Source organism: Bradyrhizobium sp. CCBAU 25338 (assembly GCF_028128965.1).
Classification (GTDB): domain Bacteria; phylum Pseudomonadota; class Alphaproteobacteria; order Rhizobiales; family Xanthobacteraceae; genus Bradyrhizobium; species Bradyrhizobium liaoningense.
In genome coordinates, this window is sequence record NZ_LFKY01000039.1 from 154,390 (window position 1) to 173,606 (window position 19,217).

At 65.4% G+C, this 19,217-nt stretch carries 19 protein-coding genes; 5 read left to right on the forward strand and 14 right to left on the reverse strand.

Features of this window, described 5'->3' with window-relative positions; genetic code table 11:
• Window positions 1-13: 13 nt before the first annotated feature.
• Window positions 14-1,429 carry a glycogen synthase GlgA gene (gene glgA / locus ACM42_RS22735; RefSeq protein ID WP_271530027.1) on the forward strand — a complete coding sequence of 472 codons (1,416 nt, stop codon included), beginning with the start codon at window positions 14-16 and terminating at the stop codon, window positions 1,427-1,429.
• Window positions 1,430-1,594: 165 nt separating this feature from the next.
• Here the strand turns inward: glgA and ACM42_RS22740 are convergent, their stop codons facing one another.
• The gene (locus ACM42_RS22740) at window positions 1,595-2,542 is read right to left on the reverse strand and encodes an oxygenase MpaB family protein (protein ID WP_271530264.1); all 948 of its coding nucleotides are present in this window, start codon (window positions 2,540-2,542) and stop codon (window positions 1,595-1,597) included.
• A gap of 79 nt (window positions 2,543-2,621) precedes the next feature.
• Window positions 2,622-3,758 (reverse strand): patatin-like phospholipase family protein, encoded by a 1,137-nt coding sequence (locus ACM42_RS22745; protein WP_271530028.1) that lies wholly within the window; start codon window positions 3,756-3,758, stop codon window positions 2,622-2,624.
• Window positions 3,759-3,955: 197 nt separating this feature from the next.
• On the opposite strand from ACM42_RS22745, the gene ACM42_RS22750 reads away from it, so the two are divergent.
• Complete coding sequence (locus tag ACM42_RS22750; protein WP_271530029.1) at window positions 3,956-4,843, forward strand: LysR family transcriptional regulator; 888 nt, start codon at window positions 3,956-3,958, stop codon at window positions 4,841-4,843.
• Between the two features lie 56 nt (window positions 4,844-4,899).
• On the opposite strand, the gene ACM42_RS22755 is transcribed toward ACM42_RS22750, so the two are convergent.
• Entirely contained in the window at window positions 4,900-5,616 is a 717-nt protein-coding gene (locus ACM42_RS22755; RefSeq protein ID WP_271530030.1) for a peroxiredoxin-like family protein, read from the reverse strand.
• Window positions 5,617-5,699: 83 nt separating this feature from the next.
• Window positions 5,700-5,984: a hypothetical protein gene (locus ACM42_RS22760; protein WP_271530031.1), complete on the reverse strand. Its 285-nt coding sequence runs from the start codon at window positions 5,982-5,984 to the stop codon at window positions 5,700-5,702.
• A gap of 239 nt (window positions 5,985-6,223) precedes the next feature.
• On the opposite strand from ACM42_RS22760, the gene ACM42_RS22765 reads away from it, so the two are divergent.
• Together ACM42_RS22765 and ACM42_RS22770 are read left to right on the forward strand one after the other, a co-directional pair.
• A complete protein-coding gene (locus ACM42_RS22765; RefSeq protein WP_271530032.1) occupies window positions 6,224-6,706 on the forward strand; it encodes a cupin in 483 nt (160 codons plus the stop codon).
• Window positions 6,707-6,810: 104 nt separating this feature from the next.
• On the forward strand, window positions 6,811-8,013 hold the full coding sequence (locus ACM42_RS22770; protein WP_271530033.1) for an MFS transporter: 1,203 nt from the start codon (window positions 6,811-6,813) through the stop codon (window positions 8,011-8,013).
• Here ACM42_RS22770 and ccoS read toward each other — a convergent pair.
• The 10 genes from ccoS to ACM42_RS22820 form a co-directional block, all read right to left on the reverse strand.
• Window positions 8,010-8,177 carry a cbb3-type cytochrome oxidase assembly protein CcoS gene (gene ccoS, locus ACM42_RS22775; RefSeq protein ID WP_008138466.1) on the reverse strand — a complete coding sequence of 56 codons (168 nt, stop codon included), beginning with the start codon at window positions 8,175-8,177 and terminating at the stop codon, window positions 8,010-8,012. The genes ACM42_RS22770 and ccoS overlap by 4 nt on opposite strands.
• Window positions 8,177-10,366 (reverse strand): cation-translocating P-type ATPase, encoded by a 2,190-nt coding sequence (locus tag ACM42_RS22780; protein WP_271530034.1) that lies wholly within the window; start codon window positions 10,364-10,366, stop codon window positions 8,177-8,179. Before ACM42_RS22780 ends, ccoS begins: the two co-directional genes overlap by 1 nt.
• A gap of 11 nt (window positions 10,367-10,377) precedes the next feature.
• Complete coding sequence (locus tag ACM42_RS22785; protein WP_271530035.1) at window positions 10,378-10,863, reverse strand: FixH family protein; 486 nt, start codon at window positions 10,861-10,863, stop codon at window positions 10,378-10,380.
• A gap of 16 nt (window positions 10,864-10,879) precedes the next feature.
• Window positions 10,880-12,346 (reverse strand): cytochrome c oxidase accessory protein CcoG, encoded by a 1,467-nt coding sequence (gene ccoG, locus ACM42_RS22790; RefSeq protein ID WP_271530036.1) that lies wholly within the window; start codon window positions 12,344-12,346, stop codon window positions 10,880-10,882.
• Window positions 12,347-12,464: 118 nt separating this feature from the next.
• The gene (gene ccoP, locus ACM42_RS22795; protein ID WP_271530037.1) at window positions 12,465-13,340 is read right to left on the reverse strand and encodes a cytochrome-c oxidase, cbb3-type subunit III; all 876 of its coding nucleotides are present in this window, start codon (window positions 13,338-13,340) and stop codon (window positions 12,465-12,467) included.
• Window positions 13,341-13,346: 6 nt separating this feature from the next.
• Window positions 13,347-13,511, reverse strand: coding sequence for a cbb3-type cytochrome oxidase subunit 3 (locus ACM42_RS22800; RefSeq protein ID WP_028179361.1), 165 nt, complete (start codon window positions 13,509-13,511; stop codon window positions 13,347-13,349).
• Between the two features lie 13 nt (window positions 13,512-13,524).
• Complete coding sequence (ccoO, locus tag ACM42_RS22805) at window positions 13,525-14,259, reverse strand: cytochrome-c oxidase, cbb3-type subunit II (protein WP_271530038.1); 735 nt, start codon at window positions 14,257-14,259, stop codon at window positions 13,525-13,527.
• Window positions 14,260-14,271: 12 nt separating this feature from the next.
• The gene (ccoN, locus tag ACM42_RS22810; RefSeq protein WP_271530039.1) at window positions 14,272-15,921 is read right to left on the reverse strand and encodes a cytochrome-c oxidase, cbb3-type subunit I; all 1,650 of its coding nucleotides are present in this window, start codon (window positions 15,919-15,921) and stop codon (window positions 14,272-14,274) included.
• Window positions 15,922-16,182: 261 nt separating this feature from the next.
• Window positions 16,183-16,608: a CBS domain-containing protein gene (locus tag ACM42_RS22815; protein ID WP_271530040.1), complete on the reverse strand. Its 426-nt coding sequence runs from the start codon at window positions 16,606-16,608 to the stop codon at window positions 16,183-16,185.
• A 38-nt stretch (window positions 16,609-16,646) separates the two neighbouring features.
• The gene (locus ACM42_RS22820; RefSeq protein ID WP_271530041.1) at window positions 16,647-17,480 is read right to left on the reverse strand and encodes a universal stress protein; all 834 of its coding nucleotides are present in this window, start codon (window positions 17,478-17,480) and stop codon (window positions 16,647-16,649) included.
• A gap of 216 nt (window positions 17,481-17,696) precedes the next feature.
• Here ACM42_RS22820 and fixL point away from each other — a divergent pair, with 216 nt between their 5' ends.
• On the forward strand, window positions 17,697-19,214 hold the full coding sequence (gene fixL, locus ACM42_RS22825) for a sensor protein FixL (protein ID WP_271530042.1): 1,518 nt from the start codon (window positions 17,697-17,699) through the stop codon (window positions 19,212-19,214).
• The last annotated feature ends 3 nt before the right edge of the window (window positions 19,215-19,217 follow it).

A 19,217-nucleotide genomic window follows, 5' to 3' on the forward strand; every position in this document is an offset into this window, starting at 1 on the left:
AGGGCAGCTGTTCTTGAGGGTCTTGTTCGTCACCACAGAGTTGGACGACTTCGTCCGCGTTGGCGGACTGGGCGCCGTTTCCGCCGCCCTTCCCCGTGCGCTTCGCTCCTTCGCCGATATCCGGATCATGCTGCCCGGCTATCGCGACATCATCGAGCAACTCACGCATATTCAGATCGTTGGCCGCTGCCCTGCATTCGCGGAGATGCCGGCCTGCTCGCTCGGCCGGGCCGCGACCAAGGACGGCCTGCCGGTCTATGTGCTGTTGTGCTCACAGCTCTACGACCGGCCCGGCAATCCCTACGGCGACGAGTCCGGACGCGACTGGCCCGACAACGACATCCGCTTCGCGCGCTTTGCCTCGGCGGCGGCTGAGCTCGCAATGGGCAAGCTGGACAAGAATTGGGCAGCAGATCTGATCCATGCCAATGACTGGCAGGCCTCGCTCGTACCGGCGTACCTTGCCTGGCGCGGCGCCAAGCTGCCGTCGATCCTGACCATTCATAACCTCGCTTATCAGGGCCTCTTCCCGAAGGACTCGCTGCGGCGGATCGGCGCACCGGAGAGCTCCTTCCACATCGACGGCGTCGAGTTCTACGATCAGGTCTCCTTCCTCAAGGCCGGGCTGGTCTACGCCTCGCACCTCACCACCGTCAGCGGCACCTATGCGCGGGAAATCACCACGGCCGAATTCGGCTGCGGCCTGGAAGGCCTGCTTCGCATCCGCTCCGATGCGGCCGAGCTCACCGGCATTCTCAACGGCATCGACGAGAGCTGGGATCCGCGCTCCTGCGCCCAGCTCGCCCAGCAGTTCGGCGCCGGCGACTGGGCCGGCAAGAAGGCCAACGCGGATTACGTGCGCAAGCAGTTCGGGCTTGCGGTCTCGCGCGGCCCGATGTTCGGCATCGTCGCGCGGCTCGTGCACCAGAAGGGCATCGACCTCGTGCTGTCGGCGGCGGACGAGATCGTCGACGCCGGCGGACAGATCGTGGTCACCGGCTCCGGCGAGCCGGCGCTCGAGCAGGCCCTGATCGACGCGCATCGCCGCCGCCCCGACGCCATCGGCGTCGCGATCGGCTTCAACGACGCCCAAGCTCGCCGCATCTTCGCCGGCAGCGACTTCACGCTGATGCCGTCGCGCTTCGAGCCGTGCGGCCTCAGCCAGATGTATGCCCAGCGTTTCGGCTCGCTGCCGATCGGGCACCAGACCGGCGGCCTCGCCGAGACCATCACCGACGGCGAGACCGGATTCCTGTTCTCGAGGCCCTCGCGCGAATCTTTCCTCGGCGGCGTCCGCCGGGCCTTCTCGGCCTTCATGGCGCAGGACCAGCTCGATACCATGCGCCGCAGCGCCATGGGACGATCGTTCTCCTGGAGCATCTCGGCCGGCAGCTACAGCGCACTGTACCGGAAGCTGGCGTCGGTGTGAGGCGCCGCTGTCATTCCGGGGCGCGCCGCCTGGCGCGAGCCCGGAATCCATCGTGCGGCCGGAATGCTCTGAGAAATGGATTCCGGGCTCGCGCTCCGCGCGCCCCGGAATGACCGAGGAATGACGGCGGGCCGTGAACTGCACGGATAACCGACTTCCAAGACCCTACTTCCCGCGTACGTCCATCTGCGGCCGTCCGATCCAGGCGCGATTGAGACAGCGGGTCATCCAGTCGGGCTGCGTCTCGCCCCGCAGCCGCGCCTGCGCCTCCTGGTAGGGGCCGACATAGCGCAGCCTGTCAGGCAATTTCGGATAGACGCGCCTGATCCATCGCAGGGCATTGTCGGCGGATCGGATCTCCCGCTCGTCAAGCTCGAAACCAAAGCCGGCGCGCAAGCGCTCGGGCAGCATCCTCGCCGTGAGCGCGCGATACCATGGCGGTGGCCGCAACCACGGACGCGCGCCCGTAAAGATCTGCGTGGCGATCTCGCGTGCCGCCGTGCTGACGGTCAGCGTGTCCGACTGCGCCATCGCCGCGGTGTAGTCGGCGAAGCCGGCCCAGTCCGCGGGCAGTTCATTCCCCGTCAGGCCGAACAGGGCACCGAACATCCGGCTCTCGGCCCAGTAGCGCTCGCGCTCTTCCGCCGAGAGCGGTGCCAGAACGAGGTCATGCGCCATCAACGCGGTCTCGACCAGCGTGGCGTGGACCCAGCGCAGCGACGGAACGTCATTGGCGCAGTAGCGCGAGCCTGCCGCGAACGGGCCGACGGTCTCGGGCATCTCGCCCATGATCATGCCATGACGCCGGTGCAGCTGCCGCGACGCCAACAGCGCCCGGTCGAGCGAGCCGAACACCATGGCGAAGACGATGTCGAAGGTGCGATGGAAGCGGCCGATCGGATCGGCAAAGGTGTTGGAGTGCTCGGCGATCGCGGCTGCGACCCAGGGGTGGGCGAGCTGCAGCAACAGCGCGCGGCCGGCGCCGAGGAAGATCACGGCCTCACGATCGATCCGCCAGGTGACGGAGTCCGGGCCGAACACGCCCGCAACCGGGCCCGCCGCGTGAGCGCGGACCTGCTCGAGGGACAGTTCCAGATCTTTCCCGGAAACCAATTGCGAGAACTTTCGACTGCGGGCCAAACACCGACGATCCGCAAGGCCCGTGGCAATTCGATGAAGAGGGACGCGGCCCCTATTCCGCCGCCATCGGCATCTCGTCCATATGCTCGTGCAGCACCACGCCGGCGAGCGGATCGAATTCGCCGATCCAGGGCTTGCGCGCCAGAACCGACTTCGTATCAGCATAGCCAGCGTGCCACCGCCGCGTGATCCCGGACGGACTGAAATCGATGTCCTTGGTATGGGTCTCGCGCTCGAGCTGCGGCGCCAGCAGCCGCACCACATGCATGCGGGTCGGGCAACCGTAGCTCGTCAGCTCACGCACGGCGGGATCGTTGCGCTCGCTCTCCGGAAGCCGTGCCGCAAGCTGGTTGATCACATGGCGCAGGCGATGGGCCTGCTGCTGTCGTACGATCTGGCTCGCGATGCGGCTGGAATATTGCACGTCCTTGTGCCGGTTCAGCACCTCCGCCATCGTGGTCGGTTCGGGCCCGACGGGATTCCACAGATGCACGGAGAAGATCAGCGAATCCCTGCGTGGATTGTCGTCGAACACCGCTTCCGTCGGCGTGTTCGACAGGATGCCGCCGTCCCAATAGAGTTCACCGTCGATGCGCACGGCCGGGAAAGCCGGCGGCAGCGCGCCCGAAGCCATCACATGCTTCACCGTCAGCTCGCCGTCGCGGCTGTCGAAATAGCGCATCTCGCTGGTGCCGACATGAGCCGCACCGACCGTCAGGCGCGGCGCGCAGCGATTGGCCAGGTCGAAATCGACGAGCTCGCTCAGCGTCTTCTCCAGCGGAGCGGTCGAATAATAGCCCGCGTGATCGGCACCCAGTGGATAGGAATCTCCGGCATGCGCCAGCGGATTGGGGCGGAAGAAGCCTGGAATGCCGTGGGTGACGGTCGACCAATAGGCCAGCTTTTCGTTGAAGCCGGGAAATCCGGCACGCCAGTCCCAGACCGGCTGCTGCTCCATCCGCTTCCAGAACTCCCTCAAGCGCGCGAGCCGTTGCGCCGGCGCGTTGCCCGCGATCAGGCTCGCATTGATGGCGCCGATCGAGGTGCCGATCACCCAGTCCGGCTCTATGCCGGCCTCGTGCAGCGCCTGGTAGACGCCCGCCTGGTACGAGCCGAGCGCGCCGCCGCCCTGGAGCACCAGCACGACCTGACCTGGGATGTCCGCACGTGTGCCCTTGATGCCGTTCATGCTACGCTCCTGGTGAGCCTGCACCGGTCGAATTTCGTCGGACGCGGCGGTGTTGTTACGCGCGATATTAAAAGATCCCGGGGCCTTTTGGAATGCCGGTTGGCTTCCGAGTCCATACGTCCGCGCTATCGCGCCGAGCATGTCATTTCCCGCCCCGATCGGCTAGATTTGAAGCTGATCCTGCTGGGAGCCGATCCATGGAAATGCACCAGGTCCGCTATTTCCTCGCGGTGGCGCAGCTCTTGAATTTCACGCGCGCGGCCGAGGAGTGCAACGTCACGCAGCCGTCACTGACGCGCGCGATCAAGCAGCTCGAGGCCGAGCTCGGCGGCGACCTGTTCCGCCGCGAACGGCCGGCGGCGCAATTGACCGAGCTCGGTCAGCGCATGCATCCGCTGCTGAAGCAGTGCTATGACGCCGCCGCCGGCGCACGTTCGCTGGCCTCCTCGTTCAAAAGCGGCGAGATCGGTGCGCTCCGCATTGCGCTGACGCATTCGATCGACCTCGCCTTGCTCATTCCGCATCTCAACGAGATCAAGCGGCAGTTCAACCGGCTCGAATTCCGCTTCCTGCGCGGCTCGAACCGGGAGGTCGGCGATTTCCTGAAGAAGGGCGAAGCCGAGCTCGGCATCGCCGCGGAGATCGACGAGGCCTGGGACCGGCTCGACGTCTGGCCGCTGTTCACCGAAAGTTTCGAGCTCGTCGTCGGCGACGGACACCGGCTGGCCGGCCGCGCCAGCGTCGATCTGGACGATTTGCGATCCGAGCAGCTGCTGAGCCGCACCTTCTGCGAGCACTCGCGCAGCATTTCCGCGAGCCTGCGCGAACACGGCATCGACATCGAGCATGGCCATGAGGTCTCGAACGAGCGCGATCTGATTGAGCTGGTCGAGGCCGACATCGGCGTCGCCATGGTGCCGCACACCTCGCCCGTGCCGGAGCGGCTGACACGCGCCGCGGTCGCAGGGCTGGACGCCCGCCGTACCGTCAACCTTTATGGGGTCGCGGGCCGGCAACGCACGGCCGTAGGCAATGCCGTGATGCGCATGCTGCGCGGCGCCGATTGGCGGGAGATCGCGGGGTAGCGCGGACGCTGCTTTCCCTTTTCCTCTCGTAGGCGAGAAGGAAGAAAGTGCGCGCCTCAGCGCTCCCGGCTCGCGCTCTCCAGCGCTTCGATCAGATCGTCGATCTCCATGCGCTTGCGGAAATCTGGATCGACGAAGCGGGCTTTCACGATGCCGTCGCGGCCGACGACGAACACGGCCGGGATCGGCAGCATCCAGCCGTCATTGCCGTGGAATTTCGCCATGTCCTGATAGGACAACAGTTGCTGAATCTCGGTGCCGAGCCAGATCGCGAGATTGAGTGACAGCGCGTAGCCGTTGTCGAGATCGGTCAGGATCGGAAACGGCGCGCCGGATTCGGCCTTGAGCTGCCCGGTATATTCCTGCGTCTCCGGCATGATCGCCACGACCTGTGCCCCCATCGCCTTGATGCGGTCCAGCGCCTGGACCACGGCGCGGACATTGAGCCGGCAATAGGGGCACCAATGGCCGCGGAAGAACATCACGGCGAGCGGACCGCGCGCCAGCAGCGAGGGCAGCGCGACGAGGCGCCCGGCCTCGTCAGGCAGCATGAACGGCGGCATTGCATCGCCCGGGCGCGGCGCCGTCGCGCCGCCGCCGTTTCCATCCAATCGCGCCACCAGGCGATCGACCGCCTCGCCATAGGCCGGGAAGACCTCGCGGCTGGCATCGGCATAGGCGCGGAGCTGCTCGTTCAGCGTGCCGTCCATGTCGCGGCAGCGCTGGAAGGCGAGCCTGAGCCGTTCGGCGTCGGCTGGCGAGAGAGACGTCATCTTTCTGCTCCGGCATTCCTGGGGCGAATAGTAGTTTCCCGGTTCGGCCGCCTGCAAGAGGCGGCCGCGATGCCAGGATCGGTTCAGTTCACGTAGAAGTTGCCGGTGGGATCGAGCCTCCCCGAGGCAGAATACAGCGTGCCGTTGTCCATGAAGAAGACCGTGTTCTCGGGTACCTTCTTCGCGTGCTTCATCATGGCCTCATGGTTCTTCTCGGCCGGCGCCATCGCCATCGCCGACATCTTGCCGGGCCCGCCATAGACATAGGCCATGCCGGCCTTGAAATCCCAGGCAGCCTCCGAGAGGGCCGATGTGGCGATGACCGCAAACGCGGCGGTGGCGATCAGGGTCTTGGACAGTTTTGTCATGGGATTGCTCCTCCGGATTGACGTGAGCGCCCGCCAATCGGGCGCTTTGCCATCGAACGGTGGAAGCCGCGCGAGCGGAAATGCCGATCCACAATCGGTTCGATAGCCGCCGCCTATCGGCATAGCGCCGAGCTATTGCACCGAGAGCGAAAGGGCATTTCAGGACGAGCCGCGGCTCGAAGAAACTCCTGCCACAGCCGGCAACCAGCGAGGTTGCGGCCAACACAGGAGACCTCCCCATGTTCACGAGCCACGCTCTGTCGCGCCTGATTTGGCCAGGCCTTGCAATCGTCGGCGCGCTGATCCTCTCGGCGCAGCCGGCATTCGCCGGCGAATGCCCGGCCGGCAAGATCAAGCCGAACGCGCAGCAGATGGTCGACCACAAAGCCGTCGGTGTTACCGACGTCACGCTCGGGGCGATCGATCTCGGCAAGCAGCCGGCGCATATCGAGGGCCGCGAGCTGCGCTTCCGCAAGCTGACCATCGCGCCCGGCGGCATCGTGCCCTGGCACAGCCATGACGACCGCCCCGCCCTGATCTTCGTGCAGCAGGGCGAGATCGTCGAATACGCCTCCAACTGCGTCGATCCGATCGTGCACAAGGCCGGCGACATCCGCCCCGAAGTCTACGGCACCTCGCATTGGTGGAAGAATCTCGGCAAGGACACCGTCATTCTCTACGTCGGCGACGTCCGCAAGGATCCCAACGACCATCACATGTAACGAGCGTGCCCCAGCCCCAGCGCACTCGTTACCGGGTGTGGCGCCCGGGATCCCCCATGCCGCCCGCATGCCGGGCGCCACATTCCTCACAGGAAAATCAGGCCATGACCGATCTTTCCGCTCCCATCAAACACGACGTAATGACCTTGGAGGCGCATTCCCCCGGTCTCGCGCGTCGCTCGCTCGTGATCGGCCTCACCGCCTTCCTGACCGTCGTCGATCTCTTTGCGACGCAGGCCATCCTTCCCTCGTTGACGCGGCACTACGGCGTCACCCCCGCAGCGATGGGCTTTGCCGTCAATGCCAGCACCTTCGGCATGGCGCTCGCCGGCATCCTCGTCGGCTTCTTCAGCCCGCATATCGACCGGCGGACCGGCATCCTGCTCAGCCTGACGCTTCTTGCGATTCCCACCAGCCTGCTGGCGTCCGCGTCCGATCTTGTCGTCTTCACCGCCTTGCGGGTCGCGCAGGGCCTGTGCATGGCGTCCGCTTTCGCACTCACCCTCGCCCATCTCGGCGAGCAATGCAGCGCCACGGATGCCGGCAGCGCGTTTGCCGCCTACATCACGGGCAATGTCGCCAGCAATCTCGTCGGCCGGGTGGTCTCGGCGGCGGTTGCCGATGGCCTTGGCCTTGCCTGGAACTTCTATTTCTTCGCAGGGCTCAATCTTGCCGGCGCGGCGCTGGTCTATTTCACCATCCAGCGCGTGCGGCCGATGCATGCGATGATGCCGGCGGCTTCGCCATTCTCCGCCACCATCGCGCATTGGCGCGATCGGCGGCTGCGCGCCGCTTTCGGCATCGGCTTCTGCATCCTGTTCGCGTTCATCGGCACCTTCACCTTCGTCAATTTCGTTCTGGTCCGGCCGCCGCTGTCGCTCGGCATGATGGATCTGGGCCTCGTCTATTTGGTTTTCCTGCCGTCCGTCGTCACGACGCTGCTGGCCGGCAAGGCGGTCGGGCGGCTGGGAACGCGGCCCACGATCTGGAGCGCGCTCGCTGTCGCCGGGCTGGGCCTGCCCTTGATGCTGGCGCCGCATCTGGGCGCGGTGCTCGCCGGCATGGTTCTGGTCGGCGCCGGCACATTCTTCGCGCAGGCCGCCGCGACGGGCTTCGTCGGACAGGCCGCAACCGACAACCGCGGCATCGCCAGCGGGACCTACCTTGCGTGTTATTTCTGCGGCGGGCTCGTCGGCACGGCCGTGCTCGGCCCACTGTTCGATGCTCTCGGCTGGCAGGCCTGCGTCGCCGGTGTGGGCGTGGCGCTCGCGCTGGCGGCCTTGTCGAGCTTCGCCCTGAAACCCTAGCGTTTGACCGGGGCCTCCTGCGGCGGCTCGTCGTCGGCGATGGCGCGCCACGCGGCACCGTCGAGATCGTCGTACTGGCCACTCCTGAGCGACCAGAGGAAAGCGACGAGACCGGCACCTCCGAGCATCAAAGCCAGCGGCACCAGGATGACGAGGATCTCCATCACACGATCTCCCGCGAGGCGCTGCGGGCACGCAGCGAATTCAGCATGACCAGGATCGAGGATCCGCTCATGGCCGCTGCCGCGATCAGGGGCGTCACGACACCGCTGATCGCGACCGGAACGGCAAGCACATTATAGCCGATCGCAAGCCAGAGGTTCTGCCGCATCAGGTGCAACGCCTTGCGCGAAGCATCGATCGCGGCGACCACGGGGGCGAGCGGCCGGCCGAGGAAGACGAGATCGGCGGTGGCCTGGCTGAGATGCGCGGCCGAGATCGGCGACATCGACACATGGGCGGCCGCCAATGACGGCGCATCGTTCATGCCGTCGCCGACCATCAGCACCTTGGCGCCGCGCTGCTTCAGCTCCTCGATCCGCGCGATCTTGTCGGCCGGCGTGACGCCGGCGCGCCACTCGGGAATGGCGAGCGCATGCGCCGCCGCCTTCACCGCCGGCTCGCGGTCGCCGGACAGGATCTCGATGCCGATGTTGCGCGCTTTCAGGGCCGCGATCACGGCCTGCGCATCCGGGCGCAGGCCCTGGCGAACCGAGAGGACGAATTTGTCGCTGCCCTTGCTGAAGGCGACGACGGAGGCTTCGGGATCGAGCGTGGCGCCGCCGACCAGCGCCTCGGCACCGCAGTAGGACGGACGGCCGAGGCGAAGCTCGACGCCGTCCACGGTCGCGCGGACGCCCTGCCCGGGTTCCTCGACCGCGCCGACGATCGGAGACTTCGCATCGGCAGCCTGAGCGACGGCGGCGGCGACCGGATGATGGCTCGACAGCGCGAGCCGGCCGGCGAGCTCGAAGATGTCGGCGGGGATGTCGGCCGCATTCATCACTTCGAGATCGGGCAGCGTCAGCGTGCCAGTCTTGTCGAAGATGACATGGTCGGCTTCTGCCAGCCGCTCGATCGCGTCGCCGGAATTCAGCAGCACCCCGGACTTGAACATCGCGCCGGAGGCGATCGTCTGCACGGTCGGAATGGCAAGGCCCAGCGCACAGGGGCAGGTAATGATGAGGACGGCAACGCCGGTGACGATCGCGTCATGCCAGCTCGCGCCGGCGATGACCCAGCCGAGGATGGTCAGAAGCGCGGTCGCATGCACCACCGGCGCGTACAGCCGCGAGGCGCGGTCGGCGAGCCGCATGTAGCGCGAGCGCGCCTGCAGCGCATTGTCCAACAGCCGCGTGATCTCGGCGAGCAGCGTCGCCTCCGAGGCCGCCGAGACCCGCACCCGCAGCGTGCCCGAGATGTTCATCGATCCCGCATAGACCGGCGTGCCCTGCTCCGCCGTGACATAGAGCGTCTCGCCGGTGATCAGGCTCTGGTCGATCTCGGAACGCCCCTCGATCACGGTGCCGTCGACCGCGCAGCGCTCACCGGGCCGCAGCAGCACGATGTCGCCGGGGTGGATGGCTGCCACCGGCACTTGCGAGATTTCGCCGGGACCCACGAACTTCGCAGCCGTCTCCGCTTTCAGCGCCGCGAGATTGCCGGCGACCGCGCGGGTCCGCCGCCGCATGTTCTGGTCGAGGAAGCGGCCGACCAGCAGGAAGGTCAGCAGCATGATCGCGGCGTCGAAATAGGCGTGCTCGGCGTGATTGATGGTCTCGACCACGGACATGCCGAGCGCCAGGATCACGCCGATGGAAATCGGCACGTCCATGTTGGTGGTCTTGGCGGACAGCGCGCGCCAGGCGGAGCGGAAGAACGGCTGGCCGGCATAGGCCGCCGCCGGCAGCGCGATCAGCGCCGAGAGCCAGTGGAAGAAGTCGCGCTGCTCGGGCAGCATGTCCGAGACGTTGCCCGACCACACCGGGATCGACAGCATCATCACGTTCATGGTGGCGAATGCCGCGACGCCGAGGCACCGCAGCAGGAAGCGCGATTCGGCGACCTCGGCCTCCTCCGCGCTTTCGGTCTCGAACGGATAGGCCTTGTAGCCGAGCTCCTCGAGGCGATCGATGAAACGGCCGGGATCGAGCGTGCCCGCCTTCCATTCCAGCGCGACGCGGCGGTCGGTGAGGTTCACGCGTGCCAGCGTGACGTCGGGGATGGCGGACAGGCCGCGTTCGATCTTGGCCATGCACCCGGCGCAGTGAACGCCTTCGACCGCGAGATCGATGTGCTGGATGCCCTCGCCCGCGCTTCGGACGAAATGCGAGAAATCCCGCGTGACGTGCATGACGAAGTCCTTCAGTTCAGGATCACGCGGTTGCGCGACAGGAACACGCGTGTTCCCCGCGCCTCGCCCTCGATCACCAGGTCCCATTGGCCCGCCGCGACGGACGCGGCGCTGCCGCGATAAAGACCGATGCCGGATTCGGTGAGCTCGACGGCGAGATCGGCACGCTTGTCGGTCGGCCGCTCCAGCCGGCCGCCGAACTTGAGCCCGGAGATCGGCTGGCCGCCGGCATCGCGGGCCTCGACCTGGACCGAGGCGCCGCCGTCGCTGCGGCGCTCGATATGGGCGTTGACCTTCCATTTGCGCGCGGCCTGGTCCTGCGCCGCCGAGATCTCGCGGTCATAGACGAGGCCCGCGGCGTAGGGGCTGTCGACGTCGGTGCCGGGCAGCGTCGCGATCGCGAGCTTCATCATGGTCCCGTTGACTCCGATCACGACGCCGAAGAAAGCGACCAGCATCAGCAAGACCTTGGTTCCGGTCAGAGGCTTGGAAGCCATGGCAGTCTCCTGATCCCTAAGGCGCGACGAAATTGTCGGTGGCGGACGCGACGACGCCGAGTCCGATGTCCGTGACGTGGAAGCGGACCGGAATCGACTTCTCCGGGTTGTTGTCGGCCGGCGCGGTGACGAGCAGGCGGAGCTCGCTCGTCGAGTCGCGCGGGATCACGATCATCGGCCGATCCGGGGTCACCGAATCGACGCCGACGACGTGAATGGTCGAATTGACCGGCCCGTCAGCGTCGATCGCGATGACGCGGTCATAGCCGCTCTTGTTCAGCAGCCGCACCGTGTAGGCGTTGCGGATCGAGCCGTCGCTGAGCTTGACCGCGACCGGATTGCGGTCGTGCAGCACGTTGACGTCGAGCAGGCTGCGGGTCGCGAGCGTGTAGATCATGATGCCGCCGACCGCCGCGATGATCGCGCTGTAGACGACGGTGCGGGCGCGGACGATGCGGTAGATCGGCGCCTTGCCTTCCTGGCGGCGGTGGATGTTGATGTCGTTGTCGTAGCCGATCAGACGCTTCGGCCGGCCGATCTTCGCCATCACGTTGTCGCAGGCGTCGATGCAGAGCCCGCACTGGATGCATTCGAGCTGTGGTCCGTTGCGGATGTCGATGCCGGTCGGGCAGACCGCGACACATTGGTAGCAGTCGACGCAATCGCCGACCTGCTGGCCGAGCGCGCGCAGCTCGGCCGCCTTCTTCACCGACGTGCGCTTCTCGCCGCGGTCGTAGCGATACGTGACGTTGAGCGCCCATTCGTCCGTGAGCGCCGCCTGGATCCGCGGCCACGGGCACATATAGGTGCAGACCTGCTCGCGCATGAAGCCGGCGAGGAGGTAGGTCGTCGCGGTGAGGATGCCGATCCAGATATAGGCGATCATCGGCGCCTGGAAGGTGACGAGCTCCTTCACCAGGGTCGGCGCGTCGCTGAAATAGAGCACCCAGGCGCCGCCGGTCCACCAGGCGATCATGATCCAGATCGAATGCTTGAGCACGATCTCGGAGATGCGCTCGAGCTTCAGCGGATCGGACGATTTGTCCTTCTTCATCCGCTCGCGCCGGTCCCCCTCGACCAGACGTTCGACGGCGTAGAATAGGTCGGTCCACACCGTCTGCGGACAGAGATAGCCGCACCAGATGCGGCCGCCGACCGAGTTCATCAGGAACAGCGCCACCGCGGCCACGATCAACAGGCCGGTGAAGTAGTAGACCTCCTGCGGCCACAGCTCGATGAAGAAGAAATAAAAGCGGCTGTTGGGAAGATCGATCAGCACCGCCTGGCTGGGGGCGCCGAGGCCGCGATTCCAGCGTACGAACGGCAGGAAATAATAGACGCCGAGGCAGATCGCCATCAGGGTCCATTTGATCCGCCGAAACGTGCCCGAGACGCTCTGCGGGTAGACCTTCTTGCGGGCCGCATAGAGTGGCCCGCTGTCGTCCGCAGGCTTCAGTTCGTTCGGATTGACGGCCTTGTTCATCGCTGAATCTTTCAAGAGGTGCGATTAAACCTAGACCCGACGCCGGAAAGTCCCTTGATCCAACGCAAACGGGGGCGCTTTTCTTCGCCCCCGCCGGAAGTCGTCGGTCGCGGATCGGCTATTTGCCGCCGCCGAGCGAGTGGACATAGACCGCCATCGCCTTGATGGTGGCGGGATCGAGCCGGCCTTCCCAGGCCGGCATCACGCCGGCGCGGCCTTGGCCGATGGTCTCGATCAGGCTCGCCTCGTCGGAGCCGTAGAGCCAAATCTTGTCGGTCAGGTTCGGTGCGCCGAGCTCCTGGTTGCCCTTGCCGGCATCGCCGTGACAGGCGGCGCAGTTCTCCGCAAAGATCTTCTGCCCCTTGGCGGCGTCGTAGCCGTTGCGGGTGGAAAGGCCCGACAGCGACCGCACGTAATTGGCGACCGTGACGATCTCGTCCGGCTTCAGCACGCCGTCCTTGCCGAAGGCGAGCATCTGGCCCTCATGCGTCTTGGCATGACCGGACCGCGCGCCGAACTGGATGGTCTGCATGATCTGGTCCAGCGTGCCGCCCCACAGCCAGTCGTCGTCGTTCAGGTTGGGATAGCCCTTGGCGCCGGCGGCGCCGGAGCCGTGGCACGGCGCGCAATTGTCGCCGAACACGGTCTTGCCTTTGGCGCGGGCGAGCGCCAGCAGAGCGGGGTCCTTCTCGATGTCGGCAAGCGAGGCCGCACCCAGTGCCACCATCTTGTCACCGCGGATCTTCTCGAGGTTGGCGAGCTCGACCGCGACGTCGGCGCGCGACGAGTAGCCGAACACGCCGGTGGTGTTGCTGGAGATCAGCGGCCAGGCCGGATAGACGATCCAGTAGCCGATCGACCAGACGATGGTGAGATAGAAGGTGATCACCCACCAGCGCGGCAGCGGCGTGTTGAGCTCCTTGATGCCGTCCCACTCGTGACCGGTCGTGGACTTGCCGGAGACGGAATCGATGTCGCTAGAATGATCGGTCATGGTTCTCTACTCCTCCCGCAACGGCAGGTGCGCTGCTTTATCGAACACAGCCTTGTTACGGGGCCAAAAAGCGTAGGCGACGATCGCGAGAAAGATCGCGACGAACACCGGTGTCCAGATCGTCGTCACGAGATCGGACGCAAGATTATGGACGGTCAGGATGGCTTTCATCGTTCATGCCTTCTCAGCGAAGATTGGCTTTCTCGTTGTAGATCTTGAAGTCGACCAGCGTGCCGAGCATCTGCAGGTACGCGATCAGCGCGTCCATCTCCGTCGGCGTGCCGGTCTTGCCGTCGAAATTGCGCACGACGGCCTTGGCGTAGCGCTTGCCGAAGGCATCGGTGCCGGCGTTGTCCGGATCGGCCTGCGCCCTCAGGTCGGCGGCGGCATTGGCAATCTGCTCGTCGCTATAGGGTACGCCGACGGTCCTGAGCGTGCGCATGTCGCCGGCGATCGCATCCGGGTCGATCTCCGCCCTGCTGAGGAACGGATAGCCCGGCATCACCGACTGCGGCACGATCGCGCGCGGGTTGGTCAGATGGGTCACGTGCCAGTCGTCGGAGTATTTGGCGCCGACGCGGGCGAGGTCCGGACCGGTGCGCTTGGAACCCCACTGGAACGGATGGTCGAACATGCTCTCGGCGGCGAGCGAGAAGTGACCGTAGCGCTCGACCTCGTCACGCAGCGGCCGGACCATCTGCGAATGGCAGAGATAGCAGCCCTCGCGGACGTAGACGTTGCGTCCGGCGAGCTCCAGCGGCGTGTAGGGCCTGACCCCGTCGACCTTCTCGATCGTGCTCTTGAGGTAGAACAGCGGCGTGATCTCGACGAGTCCGCCGATGGCGATCACCAGCAGGATGCCGACGACCAGAATGATCGAGTTCTTTTCGAAGATTTGGTGGCGTGTCCAGAACGACATTTCTTTAGCTCCTCATTCCGCCGGCTGAAGAGCGACGGGCATCTGGACTTCCGCCTCGCCGACGCGAACCGTCATCCAGAGATTGTAGGCCATGATCAGCGCGCCGATCAGGAACAGCCCGCCGCCGGCGGCGCGGATGATGTAGAAGGGATGCATCGCCTCGACGGTCTCGATGAAGGAATATTCGAGGAAGCCGAGCGAGGTGTAGGCGCGCCACATCAGGCCCTGAAGGATGCCGGACACCCACATCGCCGAGATGTAGAGAACGATGCCGAGGGTCGCGATCCAGAAGTGCCAGTTGACGAGCTTCAGGCTGTAGAGGCCCTTGCGATTCCAGGCCCACGGCACCAGGCAGTAGAGCGCGCCGAAGGAGACGAAGCCGACCCAGCCGAGCGCGCCGGAGTGCACGTGGCCGATGGTCCAGTCGGTGTAGTGGCTGAGCGAGTTGACCACCTTGATCGACATCATCGGGCCTTCGAAGGTCGACATGCCGTAGAAGGCGACGGAGACCACGAGCATGCGCAGCACGGGATCGGTGCGCAGCTTGTCCCACGCGCCCGACAGCGTCATCAGGCCGTTGATCATGCCGCCCCAGGAGGGCATCCACAGCATGATCGAGAAGGTCATGCCCAGCGTCTGCGTCCAGTCCGGCAGCGCCGTGTAGTGCAGATGGTGCGGGCCGGCCCAGATGTAGAGGAAGATCAGCGCCCAGAAGTGGATGATCGAGAGCCGGTAGGAATAGATCGGCCGCTCGGCCCGCTTCGGGATGAAGTAGTACATGATGGCGAGGAAGCCGGCGGTCAGGAAGAAGCCGACCGCGTTGTGCCCGTACCACCACTGGAACATGGCGTCCTGGATGCCGCCCCAGGCGACGTAGGACTTCGAGCCGAACACCGAGACGGGGAGCGCCGGATTGTTGCCGAGATGCAGGACCGCGATCGTCACGATGAAGGCGAGATAGAACCAGTTCGCGACGAAGATGTGCGGCTCCTTGCGCTTGAAGATGGTGGCAAGGAAGACCAGCAGATAGACGACCCACACGATGGTCAGCCACAGGTCGGCGTACCATTCCGGCTCGGCATATTCCTTCGACTGGGTGACGCCGAGCAGATAGCCCGTGCCGGCGATCAGAATGAAGAAGTTGTAGCCCAGCACGACGAACCACGGCGCGAGGTCGCCGGCGAGGCGCGCGCGGCAGGACTTCTGCACCACGTAGAAGGAGGTCGCGATCAAGACGTTGCCGCCGAAGGCGAAGATCACGGCGGAGGTGTGCAGAGGCCGCAGGCGGCCGAAGCTGATCCAGGGCAGATCGAAGTTCAGTGCGGGCCAGGCCAGCTGCGAGGCGATGATGAGGCCGACGAGGAATCCGGCAATGCCCCAGAACATCGCCATGAAGGCCGAGAACTTGATCGGCCCCATGTTGTAGTTCGGGCGGCCGTTGATTTCCTGGGGCGGCAACGCCGCCGGCCGTTCGAAGTAGCGGTTGACGATGAAGAACACCGCAGCCAGGCTCGCCGCCGCGCTGAGCGCGGCGTGAAAGGCGAAGGGCGCATCGAGCGCCTTGGCCGAGGCGATCACGCAAAGGAAAGCGGTGACTGCGAACACGACAGCCAAGCCGCTTTCACCGATGGTCATGGATTTGGGGATGGAGGGCTGGCTCATGCGGATTCTCTCTGAAAGAACACGCTGCCAGAAATCACATTCACCCTCGCGGGGAATTGATTGAAATCAAGCTGAATGGATTTCTGTTAATGTGAGCCGATACGCCGCCAGTTGAAGTGTCCTCTCCCCCTATGGGGGAGGACGAGGCGCGGCAAACTTCGGCGTCTTCGAGAACGGCGGCCGAAGGCCGCCTATGCCACTTCTCCCACAAGGGGAGAAGGGAAGAGGAGAAACATCTCCGTAAAATCACGGAGCTCCTCTTCAGTCCCGCGCCGTCGCCTTGAGCGCCGCGATGACGTCCTCGCGGGCAATGATGCCGACCAGCTTCTGTGCACCGTCGAGCACGATGATGCTCCTGATGCGGTGCTCGACCATGATCTGGAGCACGCGTGTCAGCCGCGTGTCGGGGCTGACATAGATGAACTCGGGAGTCATGATGTCGCCGATCTTGCGTCTCATCAGGTCATCGTAGCGCGGCAACATCTGGCTCGGCGTGAAGGCGAAGCACTTCAGGATGTCGAACTTGGTGACGATGCCGACCACCTGCCCGTCGTCTTCGACCGGATAGGAGTTGAAATCGTCGGCCTCGAACATCTCGCTGAGCTGGAACAAGTCGAGGCCGCGCTGCACCGTCTTGACGTTGCGCGTCATGTAGCCGTCGACAGTCTGTTCAAGAAATCTATACACGACGCGTCCTCCTCGATTCGATACTGACCGGCCGGCGGTCAGTGCGACAGCAGCACGCTGCGGGCGGTTTGCGTAACCAGATGCTGGGTGACGCCCCCGAGGATCAGTTCGCGAAACCTCGAATGACCATAAGCGCCCGCGACGATCAGGCCGGCGCCGACGTCGCCGGCGACCTTCTCCAGATGCGCCGCGGGGCTTTCGTCTCTTGCGGCCTCCGAGACGCGTGCGGTTGCGGTGACGCCGTGACGGCCGAGCCAGGCGGCGACGTCGATGACGCCGGCCATCACGGCCGAACGGTCGTCGTCCTTCTCTGGAATTTCAACGATGGTGACCTCCCTCGCCTTGCGCAGCATCGGCAGCGCGTCGGCCACCGCCCGCCGCGCCTCCGGCGTATCCTTCCACGCCACCAGCACGTTGCGCAGGTCGAGCCAGTTGACCCGATCGGGGACGACGAGAAGCGGACGGCCGGCCTGCAGCACCAGATCCTTGGGGCTCGCGAGCGAGAAAGCATCGGAGAAGGCCGGGCTCCGCCCTCCGCTGACGACGATGTCGGCGCAACGCGCCTGCGCCAGGACGAATCGCGCCGGAAAATCCATGGCGCTGCGCCACTCCACATGCCCGCCGCGATTCTTCGTGGCCGCGCGGAATTGTGCTTCCAGGTCGGCCAGCCGCCGCTTGACCGAAGCTTCGCCCTCGTCGATCAGCGCTTGCGCCTCGGTGCCGTCGGTGAAATAGAGTGGCGGCGCGAACTGCGCTGCGGCGACCCCGACGATAGCAGCCTCGAATCGTTCGGCGAGCTCGCCCGCGACCTGAAGACGCGCCTCGTTGGGCTGATCGAGTGTCAAGCTGACCATGACGGTCGCATATGTCATCGGGTATCTCCAGCATCACCAAATTTTTTCGAATCCTAAACCTGCTGACGCGCAACAGGCTGAGATAGATCAAAACAGGCGCTTCTGGCTCCCGCGCCGTTCAGCGGGAAATCCGCCAGCGAATTCAACGTCCGCGCTTGCCTCCGAGCGAGCCTTGGGCGAAATTGCCGTAGCGGTAAAGGCATCCTGCCTGCCCGCCGAGGATAGGAGCAGAGCTTGGCGTCGACCCGCGTGACCCATCCGGCAGACGATGGTCGGGGCGAACATTTCCGGATCCGCATCGAGGGACTCGGGGTGGGCACCTGGGACCTTGATCTGCAGACGCGCGAACTTGAATGGTCGGAGACGGCCAAGCGGCTATTTGGCCTCGAGCGGGACCAGGCCCTCAGCTACGATCTCTTTCTTTCGCTGCTGGAGCCGGGCGATCGGGACCACCTCCTGAAGGAGATCGGGCGCACCTCGGACGGCGGCGGGGGACTTGACCTGTCCTTCAAGGTCGGCGGCGCGTCCGGAAACGGTCAATGGATCCGAGCCAGGGCCGGTGTGATCCGGGACGATTCGGGCGCGCCACGTCATCTCAGCGGGATATTCCTCGACATCAACGAGGAAAAGCAGCTCGAGGAGGCCCTGCGCTCGCAGGAGAATCATCTTCGCTCGATTCTCGAAACGGTGCCCGACGCCATGATCGTCATCGATTCGCGCGGCATCATGCAGCTCTTCAGCAGCGCCGCGGAGCGGCTGTTCGGCTACAGCAAGCAGGAAGCCATCGGCCGGAACGTGAGCATTCTCATGCCGGAGCCCGACCAGTCGCGTCATGACGGCTATCTCGCGCGCTATCTCCGGACGAATGATCCGCACATTATCGGCATCGGCCGGATTGTGACGGGCAAGCGCCGAAACGGCACGACTTTCCCGATGCACCTGTCCGTCGGGCAGACGCAACGCGCGGGCGAGCCCCATTTCACCGGCTTCGTGCGGGACCTCACCGAGCACCAGCAGACCCAGGCGCGGCTCCAGGAGCTGCAATCCGAGCTCGTGCACGTGTCGCGGTTGACCGCGATGGGCGAAATGGCCTCCGCTCTCGCCCACGAGCTCAACCAGCCGCTGGCGGCGATCAGCAATTACATGAAGGGGTCGCGGCGCCTCCTCGCGGGCAGCAGCGATCCCAACACGCCGAAAGTCGAGAGTGCGCTGGATCGGGCGGCGGAGCAGGCCTTGCGCGCCGGCCAGATCATCCGGCGCCTGCGCGACTTCGTCTCCCGCGGAGAATCGGAGAAGCGGGTCGAGAGCCTGTCCAAGCTGATCGAGGAAGCCGGCGCGCTCGGGCTCGCCGGCGCGCGCGAGCAGAACGTGCAACTCCGCTTCAGCCTCGATCCCGACGCCGATCTCGTCCTCGCCGACCGCGTACAGGTTCAGCAGGTGCTCGTGAACCTGTTCCGCAACGCGCTCGAAGCGATGGCGCAGTCGCCGCACCGCGAGCTCGTCGTCGCCAACACCCGTGTCGGCGACGACATGATCGAGGTGGAGGTCTCAGACACCGGCATCGGCTTCCGGGACGACGTCATTCCAAACCTGTTCCAGACCTTCTTCACCACCAAAGAGACCGGCATGGGCGTGGGACTGTCCATCAGCCGCTCGATCATCGAGGCTCACGGCGGCCGCATGTGGGCCGAGAGCAACGCGGCGGGCGGAGCGACATTCCGCTTCACCTTGCCGGCAACCGACGAGAGCTGAATC

Bases quoted from the DNA above. Each gene is read 5' to 3' on its own strand.
- ACM42_RS22765 (WP_271530032.1), top strand. From the start codon at position 6,224: ATGTTCACGAGCCACGCTCTGTCGCGCCTGATTTGGCCAGGCCTTGCA.
- ccoG (WP_271530036.1), bottom strand. From the start codon at position 12,346: ATGAACAAGGCCGTCAATCCGAACGAACTGAAGCCTGCGGACGACAGC.
- ACM42_RS22785 (WP_271530035.1), bottom strand. From the start codon at position 10,863: ATGGCTTCCAAGCCTCTGACCGGAACCAAGGTCTTGCTGATGCTGGTC.
- ACM42_RS22820 (WP_271530041.1), bottom strand. From the start codon at position 17,480: ATGACATATGCGACCGTCATGGTCAGCTTGACACTCGATCAGCCCAAC.
- ccoN (WP_271530039.1), bottom strand. From the start codon at position 15,921: ATGAGCCAGCCCTCCATCCCCAAATCCATGACCATCGGTGAAAGCGGC.
- ccoO (WP_271530038.1), bottom strand. From the start codon at position 14,259: ATGTCGTTCTGGACACGCCACCAAATCTTCGAAAAGAACTCGATCATT.
- ACM42_RS22800 (WP_028179361.1), bottom strand. From the start codon at position 13,511: ATGAAAGCCATCCTGACCGTCCATAATCTTGCGTCCGATCTCGTGACG.
- ACM42_RS22750 (WP_271530029.1), top strand. From the start codon at position 3,956: ATGGAAATGCACCAGGTCCGCTATTTCCTCGCGGTGGCGCAGCTCTTG.
- ACM42_RS22780 (WP_271530034.1), bottom strand. From the start codon at position 10,366: ATGCACGTCACGCGGGATTTCTCGCATTTCGTCCGAAGCGCGGGCGAG.
- ACM42_RS22755 (WP_271530030.1), bottom strand. From the start codon at position 5,616: ATGACGTCTCTCTCGCCAGCCGACGCCGAACGGCTCAGGCTCGCCTTC.
- ccoP (WP_271530037.1), bottom strand. From the start codon at position 13,340: ATGACCGATCATTCTAGCGACATCGATTCCGTCTCCGGCAAGTCCACG.
- ccoS (WP_008138466.1), bottom strand. From the start codon at position 8,177: ATGGAGATCCTCGTCATCCTGGTGCCGCTGGCTTTGATGCTCGGAGGT.
- ACM42_RS22760 (WP_271530031.1), bottom strand. From the start codon at position 5,984: ATGACAAAACTGTCCAAGACCCTGATCGCCACCGCCGCGTTTGCGGTC.
- ACM42_RS22770 (WP_271530033.1), top strand. From the start codon at position 6,811: ATGACCGATCTTTCCGCTCCCATCAAACACGACGTAATGACCTTGGAG.
- ACM42_RS22745 (WP_271530028.1), bottom strand. From the start codon at position 3,758: ATGAACGGCATCAAGGGCACACGTGCGGACATCCCAGGTCAGGTCGTG.